Source organism: Bradyrhizobium genomosp. I (2014) (genome assembly GCF_000261685.1).
In the GTDB taxonomy this organism is placed as follows: Bacteria; Pseudomonadota; Alphaproteobacteria; order Rhizobiales; family Xanthobacteraceae; genus Bradyrhizobium.
This window is the reverse complement of record NZ_AJQE01000061.1, coordinates 1-14,501: the sequence shown is the minus strand read 5'-3', so window position 1 is coordinate 14,501 and position 14,501 is coordinate 1. Positions and strand designations below refer to the sequence as shown.

The 14,501-nt window shown below is 64.7% G+C and carries 16 protein-coding genes; 7 read left to right on the top strand and 9 right to left on the bottom strand.

Annotation, left to right across the window (positions count from 1 at the left end):
• Positions 1–368, bottom strand: a 368-nt coding sequence (locus IC50_RS06615) for a Na+ dependent nucleoside transporter N-terminal domain-containing protein (RefSeq protein WP_035702042.1), incomplete at its 3' end; no start/stop codon positions are given.
• A 160-nt stretch (positions 369–528) separates the two neighbouring features.
• Here IC50_RS06615 and IC50_RS06610 point away from each other — a divergent pair.
• Positions 529–1,758 carry an MFS transporter gene (locus IC50_RS06610; RefSeq protein WP_035702039.1) on the top strand — a complete coding sequence of 410 codons (1,230 nt, stop codon included), beginning with the start codon at positions 529–531 and terminating at the stop codon, positions 1,756–1,758.
• 213 nt (positions 1,759–1,971) lie between these two features.
• Here IC50_RS06610 and IC50_RS06605 read toward each other — a convergent pair whose 3' ends face one another.
• The 6 genes from IC50_RS06605 to IC50_RS06580 form a co-directional block, all read right to left on the bottom strand.
• The gene (locus IC50_RS06605) at positions 1,972–2,730 is read right to left on the bottom strand and encodes an SDR family oxidoreductase (protein WP_035702036.1); all 759 of its coding nucleotides are present in this window, start codon (positions 2,728–2,730) and stop codon (positions 1,972–1,974) included.
• A 26-nt stretch (positions 2,731–2,756) separates the two neighbouring features.
• Complete coding sequence (locus tag IC50_RS06600; RefSeq protein ID WP_035678903.1) at positions 2,757–3,515, bottom strand: proteasome-type protease; 759 nt, start codon at positions 3,513–3,515, stop codon at positions 2,757–2,759.
• A 137-nt stretch (positions 3,516–3,652) separates the two neighbouring features.
• The gene (locus tag IC50_RS06595; protein ID WP_035702033.1) at positions 3,653–4,060 is read right to left on the bottom strand and encodes a carboxymuconolactone decarboxylase family protein; all 408 of its coding nucleotides are present in this window, start codon (positions 4,058–4,060) and stop codon (positions 3,653–3,655) included.
• A gap of 67 nt (positions 4,061–4,127) precedes the next feature.
• On the bottom strand, positions 4,128–4,976 hold the full coding sequence (locus IC50_RS06590) for a transglutaminase family protein (RefSeq protein ID WP_035702030.1): 849 nt from the start codon (positions 4,974–4,976) through the stop codon (positions 4,128–4,130).
• 118 nt (positions 4,977–5,094) lie between these two features.
• Positions 5,095–6,039: an alpha-E domain-containing protein gene (locus IC50_RS06585; protein ID WP_035702027.1), complete on the bottom strand. Its 945-nt coding sequence runs from the start codon at positions 6,037–6,039 to the stop codon at positions 5,095–5,097.
• A 4-nt stretch (positions 6,040–6,043) separates the two neighbouring features.
• Positions 6,044–7,462 carry a circularly permuted type 2 ATP-grasp protein gene (locus IC50_RS06580; protein ID WP_035702025.1) on the bottom strand — a complete coding sequence of 473 codons (1,419 nt, stop codon included), beginning with the start codon at positions 7,460–7,462 and terminating at the stop codon, positions 6,044–6,046.
• A gap of 282 nt (positions 7,463–7,744) precedes the next feature.
• Between IC50_RS06580 and IC50_RS06575 the strand changes: the two genes are divergently transcribed.
• The 3 genes from IC50_RS06575 to IC50_RS06565 all read left to right on the top strand — a co-directional run bounded on the left by IC50_RS06575 (position 7,745) and on the right by IC50_RS06565 (position 9,765).
• Entirely contained in the window at positions 7,745–8,482 is a 738-nt protein-coding gene (locus IC50_RS06575; RefSeq protein ID WP_035702022.1) for a competence/damage-inducible protein A, read from the top strand.
• A gap of 28 nt (positions 8,483–8,510) precedes the next feature.
• Positions 8,511–9,038 (top strand): xanthine phosphoribosyltransferase, encoded by a 528-nt coding sequence (gene gpt, locus IC50_RS06570; RefSeq protein WP_035702019.1) that lies wholly within the window; start codon positions 8,511–8,513, stop codon positions 9,036–9,038.
• Positions 9,039–9,147: 109 nt separating this feature from the next.
• The gene (locus IC50_RS06565; protein WP_035702044.1) at positions 9,148–9,765 is read left to right on the top strand and encodes a hypothetical protein; all 618 of its coding nucleotides are present in this window, start codon (positions 9,148–9,150) and stop codon (positions 9,763–9,765) included.
• A 22-nt stretch (positions 9,766–9,787) separates the two neighbouring features.
• Here the strand turns inward: IC50_RS06565 and IC50_RS06560 are convergent, their stop codons facing one another.
• On the bottom strand, positions 9,788–10,810 hold the full coding sequence (locus IC50_RS06560; protein WP_035702016.1) for a methionine synthase: 1,023 nt from the start codon (positions 10,808–10,810) through the stop codon (positions 9,788–9,790).
• A gap of 133 nt (positions 10,811–10,943) precedes the next feature.
• Here IC50_RS06560 and IC50_RS06555 point away from each other — a divergent pair, with 133 nt between their 5' ends.
• From IC50_RS06555 to IC50_RS06545, 3 genes are all read left to right on the top strand, one after another.
• Positions 10,944–11,645, top strand: coding sequence for a glutathione S-transferase N-terminal domain-containing protein (locus IC50_RS06555; protein WP_035702013.1), 702 nt, complete (start codon positions 10,944–10,946; stop codon positions 11,643–11,645).
• 139 nt (positions 11,646–11,784) lie between these two features.
• Positions 11,785–12,393, top strand: a complete 609-nt coding sequence (locus IC50_RS06550; protein ID WP_035702010.1) for a 2-hydroxychromene-2-carboxylate isomerase — start codon at positions 11,785–11,787, stop codon at positions 12,391–12,393.
• Positions 12,393–13,370: an NADPH:quinone oxidoreductase family protein gene (locus IC50_RS06545; protein ID WP_035702006.1), complete on the top strand. Its 978-nt coding sequence runs from the start codon at positions 12,393–12,395 to the stop codon at positions 13,368–13,370. Before IC50_RS06550 ends, IC50_RS06545 begins: the two co-directional genes overlap by 1 nt.
• Before the next feature lie 101 nt (positions 13,371–13,471).
• On the opposite strand, the gene IC50_RS06540 is transcribed toward IC50_RS06545, so the two are convergent.
• On the bottom strand, positions 13,472–14,362 hold the full coding sequence (locus tag IC50_RS06540; RefSeq protein WP_035702004.1) for a crotonase/enoyl-CoA hydratase family protein: 891 nt from the start codon (positions 14,360–14,362) through the stop codon (positions 13,472–13,474).
• Between the last annotated feature and the right edge of the window lie 139 nt (positions 14,363–14,501).

Sequence of the window (14,501 nt, the reverse complement as noted above, 5' to 3'; positions counted from 1 at the left end):
AGCCCCCGCCAATGGAACAGCAATGTCGTCAACACGCTCATGACCAGCACGATCGGCAGGGCCTGGAACGCCAGGATGAAATCGACGCCCGGCACCTTCAGATCGAACGGCAGGGGGCCGCCGCCGACATAGCCGAACACGAAGGAGGAGCCGGCGCGCGAGGCCGCGGAAATCGCGCCGACGGCGTCGTTGATGGCGCCGAAAGCATGTGCGACGACCGGAAGCTTCAGGAGGATGACTGCGGTGACGAAAGCGACGACGAGGCCGATCGCCGCCTGGCGCAGCGAGACCGCGCGACGATTCTCACTGAGCGCCCAGGCGATCAGCAGCAATGCGAAAATGCCCAGTGCCGATTGCAGCCGCAGCATGATGTTCCCAAACCCTCAATGATTATGGCCGGGCAGGCGCTGCAAAGGCAATGCCGGCAAGCGGCGGAGAGCGTCTCGCTGTTGACAAGCAAATCCGCCTCAGCCACGCGGGGCACGTCGAGATCAGGGCGCAAGCGACCCAGGGGTGCACCGAGAGGCGATGCCAGAGCAGCCATCAGCAGCGAATTCGCCGGTTACCGCCCGCGTGCTCCTGTCCCACCACGCCTTCCTGTTCTTCCTGCTCTCGCGCAGCCTGTCGCGGTTTTCCAGCCAGATCGCGGCGGTCGCGATCGGCTGGCAGATCTACGATCTCACCGGCTCGGCGTTCGACCTCGGCATGGTCGGCCTCGTGCAGTTCCTGCCGACCGCGCTCCTGGTGTTCGTCGCCGGCCACGCTGCCGACCGCTACGAGCGCAAGCGCGTGGTCCAGCTCTGCCAGCTCGTGGAGGCCGCGACTGCGCTCTATCTCGCATTCGCCACTTGTTTCGGGGCAATCGGGGAGGTGCAGATCTTCATCGCGACCTTCGTGCTCGGCATTGCCGGCGCATTCGAGAGCCCGACCACGGCCGCGCTGTTGCCGCTGATCGCACCGCAAGGTTCGCTCCAGCGCGCCACGGCCATTTCCAGCGGCGCGGCGCAGGTCGCGACCATCATGGGGCCGGCGCTTGGCGGTTTCGCCTATGCGGTCGCCCCGCATCTCGCTTATGCCGTGATGGTGCTGTTCTGGATTTTGGGGATGATTTTGACCGGCTTCATCCGGCCGCGTCCGCAGGCCATCGCGACGAGCTCGGACAATATCTTCGCCGGCGTCCGCTTCATCCGCGGCAATCCCGCCATCCTCGGCACCATCTCGCTCGACCTGTTCGCCGTGCTGTTCGGCGGCGTCACGGCGCTGCTGCCGATCTATGCCCGCGACATCCTGCAGACCGGCCCGGTCGGGCTCGGCGTGCTGCGCGCCGCGCCGGCTGTCGGCGCGCTGCTGATGACCATGGTGCTGGCGCGTCACGCCGTCTCGCGGCATGTGGGCCTGCGCATGTTCCAGGCGGTGATCGTGTTCGGTCTCGCCACGATCGTATTTGCGCTGTCGCCGTGGATGTGGCTGTCGGCGCTGTCGCTCGCCGTGCTCGGTGCGGCCGATACGATCAGCGTCGTGATCCGCTTCTCGCTGGTGCAGCTGTCCACCCCCGACGAGATGCGCGGCCGGGTCGGCGCGGTCAACTTCCTCTTCATCAACGCCTCGAACCAGCTCGGCCAGTTCGAGAGCGGGGTGGCGGCGGCACTGTTCGGTGCCATGCCCGCCGCCGTGCTCGGCGGCGTCGCCACCGTCGCAGTGGCGCTGCTCTGGATGAAGCTGTTTCCGAGCCTGCGGAAGGTGGAGAGCTTGGAGTAGGGATGGTCTCGTGTCCCGGACAAGCTGCAACGCGTCAGCGTTGCGGCGCAGAGCCGGGACCCGGAAGATCCAGAACAAGATCGCGGTGGCGTGGGCCCCGGCTCAGCAGCGCGTCATTTCATGCCGCGTTGCGTCCGGGGCACGGTCGTGGATAGAGCGTAGGGAAATCAATGGCATCCCTACTGTGCATGGGGTTGTTTTCGCGTTTTTGAGTTAGCCCCGTCCGACGAACGGCATCTTGGTCGCCATCACCGTCATGGTCAGCACATTGGCATCGAGCGGCAGGCCGGCCATGTAGGCCACGGCATCACCGACCGCCTTGGCGTCCATGCGCGGCTCGTGCTTGGTGGTGCCGTCGGGCTGCAGCACGCCGGGGCCGTTGACCATGCGGTCGGTCATCGGTGTCGCAGCATTGCCGATGTCGACCTGGCCGACCGCGATGTCGTACATGCGGCCGTCGAGATTGCTGGCCTTGGTCAGGCCGGTGATGGCGTGCTTGGTCGAGGTGTAGGCGGCCGAGAACGGCCGCGGCGCGTGAGCCGAGATCGAGCCGTTGTTGATGATGCGGCCGCCGCGCGGGGTCTGGTCCTTCATGATGCGGAAGGCGTGCTGGGTGCACAGGAACGGGCCGGTGAGGTTGGTGTTCACCACCGCCTGCCATTGCTCGAGGCTGAGGTCCTCGAAGTTCACGGCCGGCGCGCCCATGCCGGCATTGTTGAAGAGCACGTCGAGGCGGCCATAGGTGTCCTTCACCTTGGTAAACAGCGCAGCGATGGAGTCCGGCTTGGTCATGTCGGCGGTGACGCAGAGGCTTTTTCCCGCGGGACCGAGCTTCGCCGTCTCCTCGAGCATGTCGAGCCGGCGGCCTGCGAGCACCACGGTGAAGCCGGTGTTCATCAGCGCCAGCGACGCCGCGCGGCCGACGCCGGTGCCGGCGCCCGTCACCACTGCGACCTTTTTCGCTTCACTCATCGTTTCCTGCCTTTTCTCTTCTGCTGTCAGGTTTTGGGTTCTTTTTCGTTCTTGTAGGGCGGCCGCGGAATGTTCTGATGCGCCGCGCGCAAAGCCGCCGACCAGCGCGAGCGCAGATCGTGGAAATAGGGCTCGCCCGCCTCGATGCGGTGGTTGAGATCGGCTTCGCAGGCGTCGGTGCGCACCACCAGCACGTCGATCGGCAGGCCGACGCCGAGGTTCGAGCGCATCGTCGAATCCATCGAGATCAGGCCGGTCTTCAGCGCCTCGTAGAGCTCGACGTCGTAGTGCATGGCGCGGTCGAGCACCGGCTTGCCGTATTTGTGCTCGCCGATCTGCAAATAGGGCGTGTCGGTGGTGCACTCGATGAAATTGCCGGCGGTGTAGACCATGAACAGGCGCATGCGCGCGCCCTTGATCTGGCCGCCGAACAGGAAGGAGACGTCGAAGGACACGTCCTCGGATTTCAGCGCCGGTCCTTCGGTGGCATGCACCGCCCGGATCGCCCGGCCGATGCGCTGGGCGGCCTGGAACATGGTCGGCGCGTTCATCAGCGTCTCGATCTCGCCCGTGTTGGGATCCTCCAGGCCTTCGGTCAGGGTGGAGAGCACCGACTGGCTGATCGCGAGATTGCCGGCGCTGGCGATCGCCATGATGCGCTCGCCGGGCTTGGAGAAGATGTGGAGCTTGCGGAAGGTCGAGACGTTGTCGAGGCCGGCATTGGTGCGGGTGTCGGCGATCATCACCAGACCGTCCCGAACCAGGATTCCGCAACAATAGGTCATTTCCAGTCCCCGAACGCGTTTGCGCGGATTTACTAGCCAATTTCGGGAGCCGCTCCAACCCCCGATTGCCAGGAGCAGGTCGTCATTCCGGGGCGCGACGAAGTCGCGAGCCCCGGAATGACAGTCAGCTTTGTCGCTCAATCCGCGGCATCGACGAGAAACGCCTCGTCGACGGGGACACCGAGCGCCGTGACCAGCCGGTTTGTCTCCGCGGCCATGCCGACGATGGCGAGCAGCTCGCCATATTCGGCCTCGGTCATGCCCTTGGCCCGCGCCGCGGCGGTGTGCGAATGGATGCAGTAGCTGCAGCCATGGGCGATCGAAACCGCGACATAGAGCATTTCCTTGACCTTGGGATCGAGCGCACCCGGAGCCATCACTTCCTTGATGCTCTCCCAGGTCCGCCGCAGCGTCTTCGGATCATGCGCCAGCGCGCGCCAGAAATTGTTAACGAAATCCGACTGCCGCACCTTTCGGATATCGTCGAAGACGGCGCGCGCCTCGGCGGAGAGTTCATCATCCGAAAGCAGTTTTACGGTCGTCATGGGCTACCTCGCGGGTCTGATCTGATCCTGCAATTGTAGCACGGCGCATGCGCTCGGCCGGCAGTGCCTAGCTCTGCCGCTGGGACTGCGATTGCGACTGCCCGCCGCGGCCGGCCTGTTCGACCTTCACGGCCACCGCCAGCGTCTCCGTGCCGCCGCCATAGCGCGTGCCGCGCACGGGAGCCGCGCCGAGATAGTCGAGCCCGATCGCGACGCGGACATGGGCGTCGGTGGCGCAGATGCTGTTGGCGGGATCGAAGCCGACCCAGCCGAGATCGGGCACGTAAGCCTCCGCCCAGGCATGGCCGGCCTCCTGATGCACCGTCTCGTCCGAACGCAGAAAGTGCCCGGAGACGAAGCGTGCCGGAACGCCGCCGGCGCGGGCGCAGGCGATGAAGATGTGCGCGTAGTCCTGGCAGACCCCGCGCTTGAGCGCGAACGCCTCCGCCGCGGACGTGCCACTGTTGGTGGGGTCCTCGTCGAACGTCATGTGATCGGCAATTTGCGTCATCAGCGTGTGCAGGAAGCCCAGCGTGTCGCTCTCGGCCTCGCTGCGCAACTGGCGCGCAACCGCCGTCATCGCCGGATCGACGGAGGTGAGATCGGTGGAGCGCAGGAACATGCCGGCCGGGAAACGCTCATCCGTGCCGCGCAGCACGCCGCCGGTGTCGTGGGTCTCGATCAGCCCTTCGGCGATGATCTGGATGTCGCCGACAGGCCCGCAGGACAGCACGTGGGTGACGTTGCCGAACGCGTCCTCATGCATGTCCAGCTTGGTATCGGTGGAGACGTCGATCTGCCATTCCGCGACGTATTGCCCGTCATGGCTGCCCGGCGTCATGCGCAGGATTTGGATCACGCTGGTGGCCGGCGGCTCGTAGCGATAGGTCGTGGTGTGCTGGATTCGCAGGCGCATGGTGTTTCGATTCCGTCATTCCGGGATGGCGCGAAGCGCCCGACCCGGAATCTCGAGATTTCGGGTTCGATGCTTCGCATCGCCCCGGAATGACGAAAAGTGAAGGTTTCAGTCTCGGTCAGATCAAATACTGCTTCGTAACGATTTCGCCCAGCCTGGAATTGTCCGCGATGAATTCCTGAATGAATTCATGCACGCCATGCTGGAAAATGTCGTTCATGTTGCTGTGTTCCAGCCGGTTGCGGATGCCGCGGGCGTGGCGCTGGGCCGGGCCCTGGCGGCCATAGGCGACGCCGATCTGGTCGAGGTTGCGCACGAGATTGCCGTAGCAGCTGGCGAGCGAGCGCGGCAGCGTGTCGTTGAGGATGAGCAGGTCCGCGATCAGCCACGGCTTCAGCGTCTCGCGATAGACCCAGTGATAGGCCGTCAGCGCCGAGACCGAGCGCAGGATCGAGCTCCACTGATAGAAGTCGAGCGGGCCGCCGACGTGCTCCTCCTCGGGCAGCAGCACATGATATTTCACGTCGAGAATGCGCGCGGTGTTGTCGGCGCGCTCAAGATGCACGCCCATTCGCGAGAACCAGTAGGCGTCGTTGCGCAGCATGGTCCGGTAGGCGGAGCCGTCGAAGCGCAGCGAGGTCTCCTGCACGAAGCGCAGGAACTTCGCGAGATCCTCGCGCGTCGAGGTGCCCTTGCTCCAGACCGCCTGAAGCTCGATCCAGGCCGAGTTGATGGTGTCCCACATCTCGCTGGTCAGCGCAGTGCGCACCGAGCGCGAGTTCAGCCGCGCCGCTTCGATGCAGTTCCTGATCGAGGACGGGTTGTTCGGCGAGAAGGAGAGATAGTCGACGACGTTGTGCTCGTTGGCTTCCTCATAGGTCTGATAGAAGCTGGCGGCGACGCCGGCGGTGAGCAGCGCCGAGTCCCACTCATTGGTCTTGCCGATATAGGCGGCGGGAAGCGCGGTGACGCGCAGCGTCGCGTCGATGGTGCGCGCGAGATATTCGGCCCGTTCGACGTAGCGGGCGAGCCAGTAGAGGTTTTCGGCGGTACGCGACAGCATCTCTCTACTCGTCCAAAATCCAGGTGTCTTTGGTGCCGCCGCCCTGGCTCGAATTCACCACCAGGGAGCCTTCCTTGAGCGCGACGCGTGTGAGCCCGCCTGGCACGATGGTGGTGCTCTTGCTGCCCGTGAGCACGAAGGGCCGCAAATCGACATGGCGCGGGGCGAGGCCGGATGCAGTGCAGGTCGGGCAGGTCGAGAGCGCCAGCGTCGGCTGCGCGATGAAACCTTCCGGCTCGCGCTTGAGCTTGTCGCGGAACGCTTCGATCGTTGCTTTGGTCGCAGCGGGGCCGATCAGCATGCCGTAGCCGCCGGAGCCGTGCACTTCCTTGACGACGAGATCGCCAAGATTGTCCAGCACATAGGCGAGGTCCTTCGGCTCGCGACAGCGCCAGGTCGGCACGTTCTTCAGGATCGGCTCCTCGCCGAGATAGAACTTCACGATGTCAGGCATGTAGGAGTAGATCGCCTTGTCGTCGGCGATGCCGGTACCGACGGCGTTGGCGAGGGTGATGTTTCCGGCCGCATAGGCTGACATCAGCCCGGGCACGCCGAGCACGGAGTCGGGACGGAAGGTGAGGGGATCGAGGAAATCGTCGTCGACGCGGCGATAGATCACGTCGACCCGTTTCAGCCCTTCCGTCGTCCGCATGAACACTTCGTTGTTCTTGACGATGAGGTCACGGCCTTCGACCAGCTCGATGCCGAGCTTGTCGGCGAGGAACGAGTGCTCGTAATAGGCCGAATTGTAGACGCCGGGCGTGAGCAGGGCGACGGTCGGCTCGCTGGATGCGCTCAGCGGCGCGACCGAGCGCAGGGCCGCGAGCAGCTCGTCCGGATAGCGTTCGACCGGCGCCACCTTGTGGCGGGCGAACAGGTCCGGAAACAGCCGCATCATGATCTCGCGGTTTTCCAGCATGTAGGACACGCCCGACGGCGTGCGGGCGTTGTCCTCCAGCACGATGAAGTCCTCGGCGTCGACCCGGACGATGTCGATGCCGGCGATGTGCACGTAGACGTCGTGCGGCACCTGCTGGCTGTTCATCTCGGGACGGAACACCGGATTCTGGAAGATCAGATCGTCGGGCACGATTTCGGCGCGGAGGATGTCGCGGCCGTGATAGATGTCGCGCAGGAACATGTTGAGCGCACGCACGCGCTGCTTCAGGCCCTTCTCCAGCCGCGCCCATTCCTTGCCGGACATGATCCTCGGGATCACGTCGAACGGGATCAGGCGCTCGGTGGACTCGGAATCGCCGTAGACCGCGAAAGTGATGCCGATCCGGCGGAACAGGAGCTCGGCCTCCTGGCGCCGATACTCGAGCGCTTCGGGGGGCGTCTCCTCGAGCCAGCGCGCCAACTCCTGATAGGCGGGGCGAAGGTCTCCGCCGGGAATATTCATTTCGTCAAACGCGACTGCCATAGATTCCGACTGTTCTCCCCCAGGCGTTGCGCCATCGATCAGGTCGTTTCGGCCTTGCTGACGACCGCAACGTCCTGTGACCATGCCGTGAGAGTGCATGACTTCCATAGGAGGTAGCAAGGGCCGGGCCAGCGCGATAAGCATTGAGGAGGGGCATTTGCCGCGGACGGCCGGTGGCTTGCCTGAAAAAATGGCTGAGGACTGCTTATTTCAGAAGCAAAACCGCGTGACTTCAACGCGTTACCTCGGCAAAGTCGGTGCTACAGGTGAGGGACTTAAGGCATGAGCGACATCGTCACGGCGGGCATTCTGGTCATTGGGGACGAAATCCTGTCCGGCCGGACCAAGGACAAGAATATCGGCTTCATCGCCGAATATCTGACCAATATCGGCATCGACCTGAAGGAGGTCCGGGTTGTCTCCGACGACGAGGCCGACATCATCGCCGCGCTGGACGCACTGCGGCATCGCTACACCTACGTCTTCACCACGGGCGGCATCGGCCCGACTCATGACGACATCACCGCCGATGCCGTCGCCAAGGCGTTTGGCGTCGGTATCGATCATCACCCGGAGGTCGTCGCCCGCTTCCGCGAGCGCTGGAGCGAGCAGGATCTCAACGAGGCCCGCCTGCGCATGGCCCGCATCCCCGACGGTGCCGAGCTGATCCAGAGCGCGACCATCCTCGCGCCCGGCTTCAAGATCGGCAACGTCATCGTCATGGCCGGCGTGCCGTCGATCATGCAGGCGATGATGGACATCGTCTCTCCCAAGCTGAAATCGGGCGTGCGCATGCTCTCCGAGTCGGTCCGCGCCAACGCGCGCGAGGGAGACATCGGCGGCCCGCTGCGGGCGATCGCCGCCGCCCATCCCGACACCATCATCGGCAGCTATCCCTTCATGGACGAGGAGCAGAGGCCGAACACCAATCTGGTGGTGCGCTCGCGCGATCCGGAGAAGCTGGCGGCGGCGATGGCTGCGGTGAAGGAAATGCTGGCGGGATTGAACATCAGCCGCTAGCACGGCCCTGACGAAGCAGGAGACGACGATGGCTGGTGAAGCACCGGAACCAAACGCGCAGGAGAAGGCTGGCAGGGCGTTTCCGGTCTCGTGGGACCAGTTCCACCGGGACTGCCGGGCGCTGACCTGGCGGCTCAACGAGGTCGGTCCGTTCCACGCGGTGATCGCGATCACCCGCGGCGGCCTGGTGCCGGCTGCGATCGTGGCGCGCGAGTTAGGGGTGCGCGTGATCGACACGGTCTGCATCGCGAGCTACGACCACGACAAGCAGGGCGAGCTCCAGGTCCTCAAGGGCATTTCGGAAGCGGCGATGACGCTCGGCGGCGGCACCGGCAAGGGGCTCCTGATCGTCGACGACCTCGTCGACACCGGCAAGACCGGCAAGCTGGTACGCGAGATGCTGCCGGACGCGCATTTCGCCACCGTCTATGCCAAGCCGATGGGCCGCCCGCTGGTCGACACCTTCATCACGGAAGTCTCGCAGGACACCTGGATCTTCTTCCCCTGGGACACCGCGCTGTCCTATCACCCGCCGCTTCGCGACGGCGCGGCGTGAAGGCATGGAGTCATTCCGGGGCGGTCCGCAGGACCGAACCCGGAATCTCGAGATTCCAGGTCTGGTCCTTACGGACCATCCCGGAATGACGGCAGTTGATCGGCGCGCCATGCCCCTTCAGAACCGCATCACCCCCACTGGCGACATCATCGCCACGCCGCATCGCGGAATGTTCACCGGTAACCGCGGCATCATCCACGATCCCGCGACCAAGACGCTGCTGAAGAAGCGCTGGTCGTCGCCGGCCTGGATTACGTGTCTGTGTGAGTTTCGCGGCTGGCGGCGGCCGGTGATGGCGCGGCGGAGCTGGACCGAGCTGTTCTTTCTCGACGAAGCCACGGCCTTCGCAGCGGGACACCGACCCTGCTTCTTCTGCCGCCGCGACGATGCCAAACGGTTTCGCGCGGCATGGGAAGCGGGGAATGCCGCAAGCGACATCAGTGCGAAGACGATGGATGCCGTTCTGCATCGGGAGCGTCTCGAACGCGGTCGCAAGCGGTTGCACCCACTCCCGATGCCGCTGGCAGACCTGCCCGACGGGGCGATGGTGCAGCAGGGCGAGGAGAGCTTCCTGGTGGTGCAGGGAAAGGCGTTGCTGTGGTCGCCGGCCGGCTATGCCGCCAGCGCGCGTCGGCTTGACGACGTGAAGTTGCTGACGCCCCCCTCGACACTGCGCGCGATCATCGCCGGCTATCAGCCGATGTTACATCCAACGGCGCTGGGCTGAAGCGAGGCCGACGACGTCGCAATCACCCCAGCTTCTCGCGCGCCAGCGCAGCGCCGGCGCCGAGCGCCGCCAGCTTCGCTTCTGCGATCTCCCGCCGCATCGGCGCCATGCCGCAATTGGTGGTGGCGATGATGTTGCTCTTGGGCACGAATTTCGACACCGCGTCGATCACCTTCACGACGTCCTCGGCGGTCTCCACCGTGTCGCTGGCGACGTCGATCACGCCGGCCTGCACGATCTTGGTCTTGAGCAGCGCCAGCAGGTCGAGCGGCACTTTCGAATTGCGACATTCGATTGCGACCTGCTGGATCGGGCTCGCATCGATCGCCGGGAAGATCTGCTCGTACTGCCGCCATTGGCTGCCTAGCGTCTCCTTCCAGTCGGTGTTCGCCTTGATGCCGTAGCCGTAGCAGATGTGAACGGCGGTGGCGCAGCTGAGGCCTTGCGCGGCGCGCTCCAGCGCCTTGATACCCCAATCGTTGACCTCGTCCATGTAGACGTTGAAGGCCGGTTCGTCGAACTGCACGAGATCGACGCCGTCGGCCTGCAATGCCTTGGCCTCCTCGTTGAGCAGCTCGGCGAAGGCAAAGGCCATCTTCACGCGGTCGCCATAGTAGCGATCTGCAATGGTGTCGATGATGGTCATCGGGCCGGGCAGGGTGAACTTCAGCTGCTTCCCGGTATGCGTGCGCGCCACGCGCGCCTCGAAGGCATGGACGCGTCCCTTGAGCCGGAGCGGGGCGACCACTTGCGGCACCATTGCCTTGTAGCGGTCCTTGCGGATGCCCATCTCGACCTTGTGGGCGAAGTCGATGCCCTCGATCTTCTCCAGGAAACCGTGGACGAAATGCTGCCGGGCCTGCTCGCCCTCGGTGACGATGTCGATGCCGGCGTCCTCCTGGATCTTCAGCCAGATCAGGGTCGCATCGCGCTTGGCGCGGAGCAGCTCGTCGCCTTCTGATTTCCAGGGCGCCCACAGCATGTTGGGCTCGGCGAGCCATTCGGGCTTCGGCAAGGAGCCGGCGATCGTGGTTGGAAACAGCATGGCGGACCTCCCGGCAGGTTGTGTTGCGCCCCTTCCTGCCATGTCCTAACGTCGAGGTACAGAACAACGAAAGTCGCTCTCCAATCCGGCGGCGGCGACAGGAAATGCCCAGGAAGATCTCAAGGGAAAGGTCATGATCGACCTCTATTACGCGCCGACGCCGAACGGCTGGAAAATCTCGATCATGCTGGAGGAACTCGGGCTTCCCTATCGCGTGAAGCCCGTCAACATCCGCGCCGGCGAGCAGTTCAGCCCGGAATTTCTCGCGATCTCCCCGAACAACCGCATCCCCGCGATCGTCGATCACGCTCCCGCCGACGGCGGAGAACCGTTCTCGGCCTTCGAGACCGGCGCGATCCTGATCTATCTCGCCGAAAAGACCGGCCGTTTCTTGCCCGCCGACTTGCGCGGCCGCTCCACCACCATCCAGTGGGTGATGTGGCAGATGGCCGGCCTCGGGCCGATGCTCGGCCAGCACGGCCATTTCGCGCTCTATGCGGCGGAGAAGATCCCTTACGCGATCGAACGCTATCGCGATGAGGCGGCCCGGCTGTATGGGGTTCTCGACCGGCAGTTGGAGAAGACCGGTTCCTATGTCGCCGGCGACTATTCCGTCGCCGACATCGCCTGCTTTCCCTGGACCATGACCCACAAGGCGCAGGGTTTTACGCTGGACGACTATCCGAACGTCAAGCGCTGGTATGCCGAGGTCCGCGCCAGGCCGCAGGTGCAGGCGGGACTTGCGATCGGCAAATTCGTGAAAGAGCCGTTCGATGAGGAATCACGCAAGATCATGTTCGGGCAAAGGGCTAAGGAAGTGTTGGGAAGGAAGTAGGCCTCCGCCCCATCCTCGTCATTGCGAGGAGCGAAGCGCCGAAGCAATCCAGACGGTTTCCGCGGAAAGATCCTGGATTGCTTCGCTTCGCTCGCAATGACGGAGGAGGGAGCAACGCAAGCAATACAAAGGAAACGTCATGATCGAATTCTTCTTCGACTGCTCCAGTCCCTGGACCTACCTCGCATTCCACAACATCCAGCCGCTGGCCAAGGAGCTGGGCACCGAGATCGTCTGGCGGCCGATCCTGGTCGGCGGCATCTTCAATACGGTCAACCCGAGCGTCTATGCGCAGCGGGAGAAGCCGGTGCCGCTGAAGGCGCGTTACATGAAGAAGGATCTTCAGGACTGGGCGCGCTCGGCGGGCCTTGCGATCAAGATGCCGCCGACGGTGTTTCCCGTGAACAGCGTCAAGGCGATGCGCGGCTGCATCTGGTTGGGCAAGGACATGGTGCCGTTCGCAACCGCGGTGTTCGAGGCCTATTGGGCCGACGACAAGGACATTTCGCAGGACTCCGTGCTTGCCGAGATCTGCAGGAAGGTCGGCATCGACGAGCAGAAGTTCTTCGCCGGCATTTCCGAGCAGGCGATCAAGGATCAGCTCAAGGCGAATACCGAAGAGGTCGTCGCCCGCGGCGGCTTCGGCTCGCCGACGATCTTCGTGAACAGGATCGACATGTACTTCGGCAACGACCGCCTGCCGCTGATCCGCGAGGCGCTCTTGCGCAGCAAGGCGAGCGCGGCCTGATGGTGCGCGCTGTCGTCTGCCGCGCGCTTGGCCTGCCCGAGACGCTGCGGCTGGAGGAGTTTCCGTCGCGCGCCCTGAACCCGGACGAGGTGCGCGTCGCGATCCGCGCCGCCGGCCTGAATTTCCCTGACGTGCTGATGGCCGCCGGCCAATATCAGCTCAAGCCGGAGCTTCCGTTTACACCTGGCATGGAGGCGGCCGGCGACGTCACCGAAGTGGGTGCGGAGACGAGAGGTGTTGCTGTCGGCGACAAGGTCATCGTCAAGATGCGCCACGGCGCCTTCGCCGACGAAGCCGTCGTCGTACCGTCGCAGCTCACGCCGATGCCGTCCACGTTCGACTACGCGGAAGCTGCGACCTATCTCGCCGGTCACGGCACCGCCTACCACGCGTTGATCGATCGCGGCCGGGTCGAGCCGGGCGAGGTGCTGCTGGTGCACGGCGCCGGCGGCGGCGTTGGCCTTGCCGCGGTCGAGATCGGCAAGATGCTGGGCGCGACCGTGATTGCGACCGCGTCCAGCGACGAGAAGCTCGCCATTGCCAAGGCGCGCGGCGCCGATCATCTCGTCCGCTACGACCGCGAGCCGTTTCGGGACGCCGTCAAGCGCATCACCGACGGCCGCGGCGCGGACGTCGTGTTCGATCCGGTCGGTGGGGAGGTCTTTGAGGATTCGATGCGCTGCATCGCCTGGGGCGCGCGCCTCTTGGTGATCGGCTTCACGGGGGGCATCGGATCGGCGAAGACCAATCTCTTGCTGATCAAGGGCGCCAGCGTGCTCGGCGTGCGCGCGGGTGAGGCGGTGCGGAAGAACCCCGCGCTCGGACAAGTGCGCCTGAACGCGCTGCTGCAATGGGCGGAGCAGGGCAAGCTGCGCCCCAACGTCTCGCACCGCCTGCCGCTGGAGGACTGTGCGAAGGCGATGCGGCTGCTGATCGACCGCAAGGCGATCGGGCGCGTGGCGCTGATGATGGAGTGAGGGAGTAGGGTGGGTTAGCGAAGCGTAACCCACCGCTTCTGTTACCGCGGACACTAAAGAGGTGGGTTACGCCTTCGGCTAACCTAGCCCACCCTACAAAGCTATTTATACTCCCGCTCCGTCCACCACGGGAAATAGTCCGGCATGTCGGTCGACACCTTGTCCTTGAATTGCGCGGGGCGCTTCTCCAGGAACGACACCACGCCTTCCTTGACGTCGTCGGAGCGGCCGCGGGCGTAGATGCCGCGGCTGTCGACCTTGTGGGCTTCCATGGGATCGTCGGCGCCCATCATGCGCCACATCATCTGACGGATCAGCGCGACCGAGACCGGTGCGGTCTTGGCGCAAAATTCCTTGGCGAGGGCGCGAGCGGTCGGCAGGAGATCGTCAGGCGCTACGACCTTGCTGACGAGACGACCGGCGAGCGCTTCCTGCGCGGGGAAAACGCGGCCCGAATAGCACCATTCCAGCGCCTGCGAGATGCCGACGATGCGCGGCAGGAACCAGCTGGAGGCGGCCTCCGGCACGATGCCGCGCTGGGAGAACACGAAGCCGAACCGCGCGGCGTCCGAGGCAATGCGGATGTCCATTGCGAGCTGCATGGTGACGCCGATGCCGACCGCGGGGCCGTTCACCGCGGCGATCACGGGCTTCAGGCACTTGAAGATGCGCAGCGTCACTTGCCCGCCGCCGTCGCGCACCTGCGGGTCGCTGTAGTCGACCTTGCCGTCGGCGAAACGCCTTACAGGTCCGCGCCGTGCGTCGCGATCAAATGTGTCGGCGCCGGAGGAGAGATCGGCGCCCGCGCAAAAGCCGCGGCCGGAGCCGGTGACGATGATGGCGCGGACGTTGTCGTCCTTGTCGGCGGCGTCGAACGCGTCGATCAGTTCTGCTTGCATCTGCGCATTGAAGGCGTTGAGCTTGTCGGGCCGGTTCAGCGTGATGGTGAGGATCTGCTCGGCGACCTCGTATTTGATCGTCTCATACGCCATGGGTGTTTCCTTCCTTTAGTTTTTCGCTGCGCAGACGGCAGAGGGCTTGAGTTTTCGTCACCCTCCCCTGGAGGGGGAGGGTCGATCGCGCGTAGCGCGAGCCGGGTGGGGTGATCTCTCCTCGCGGGCACTGTCGGAC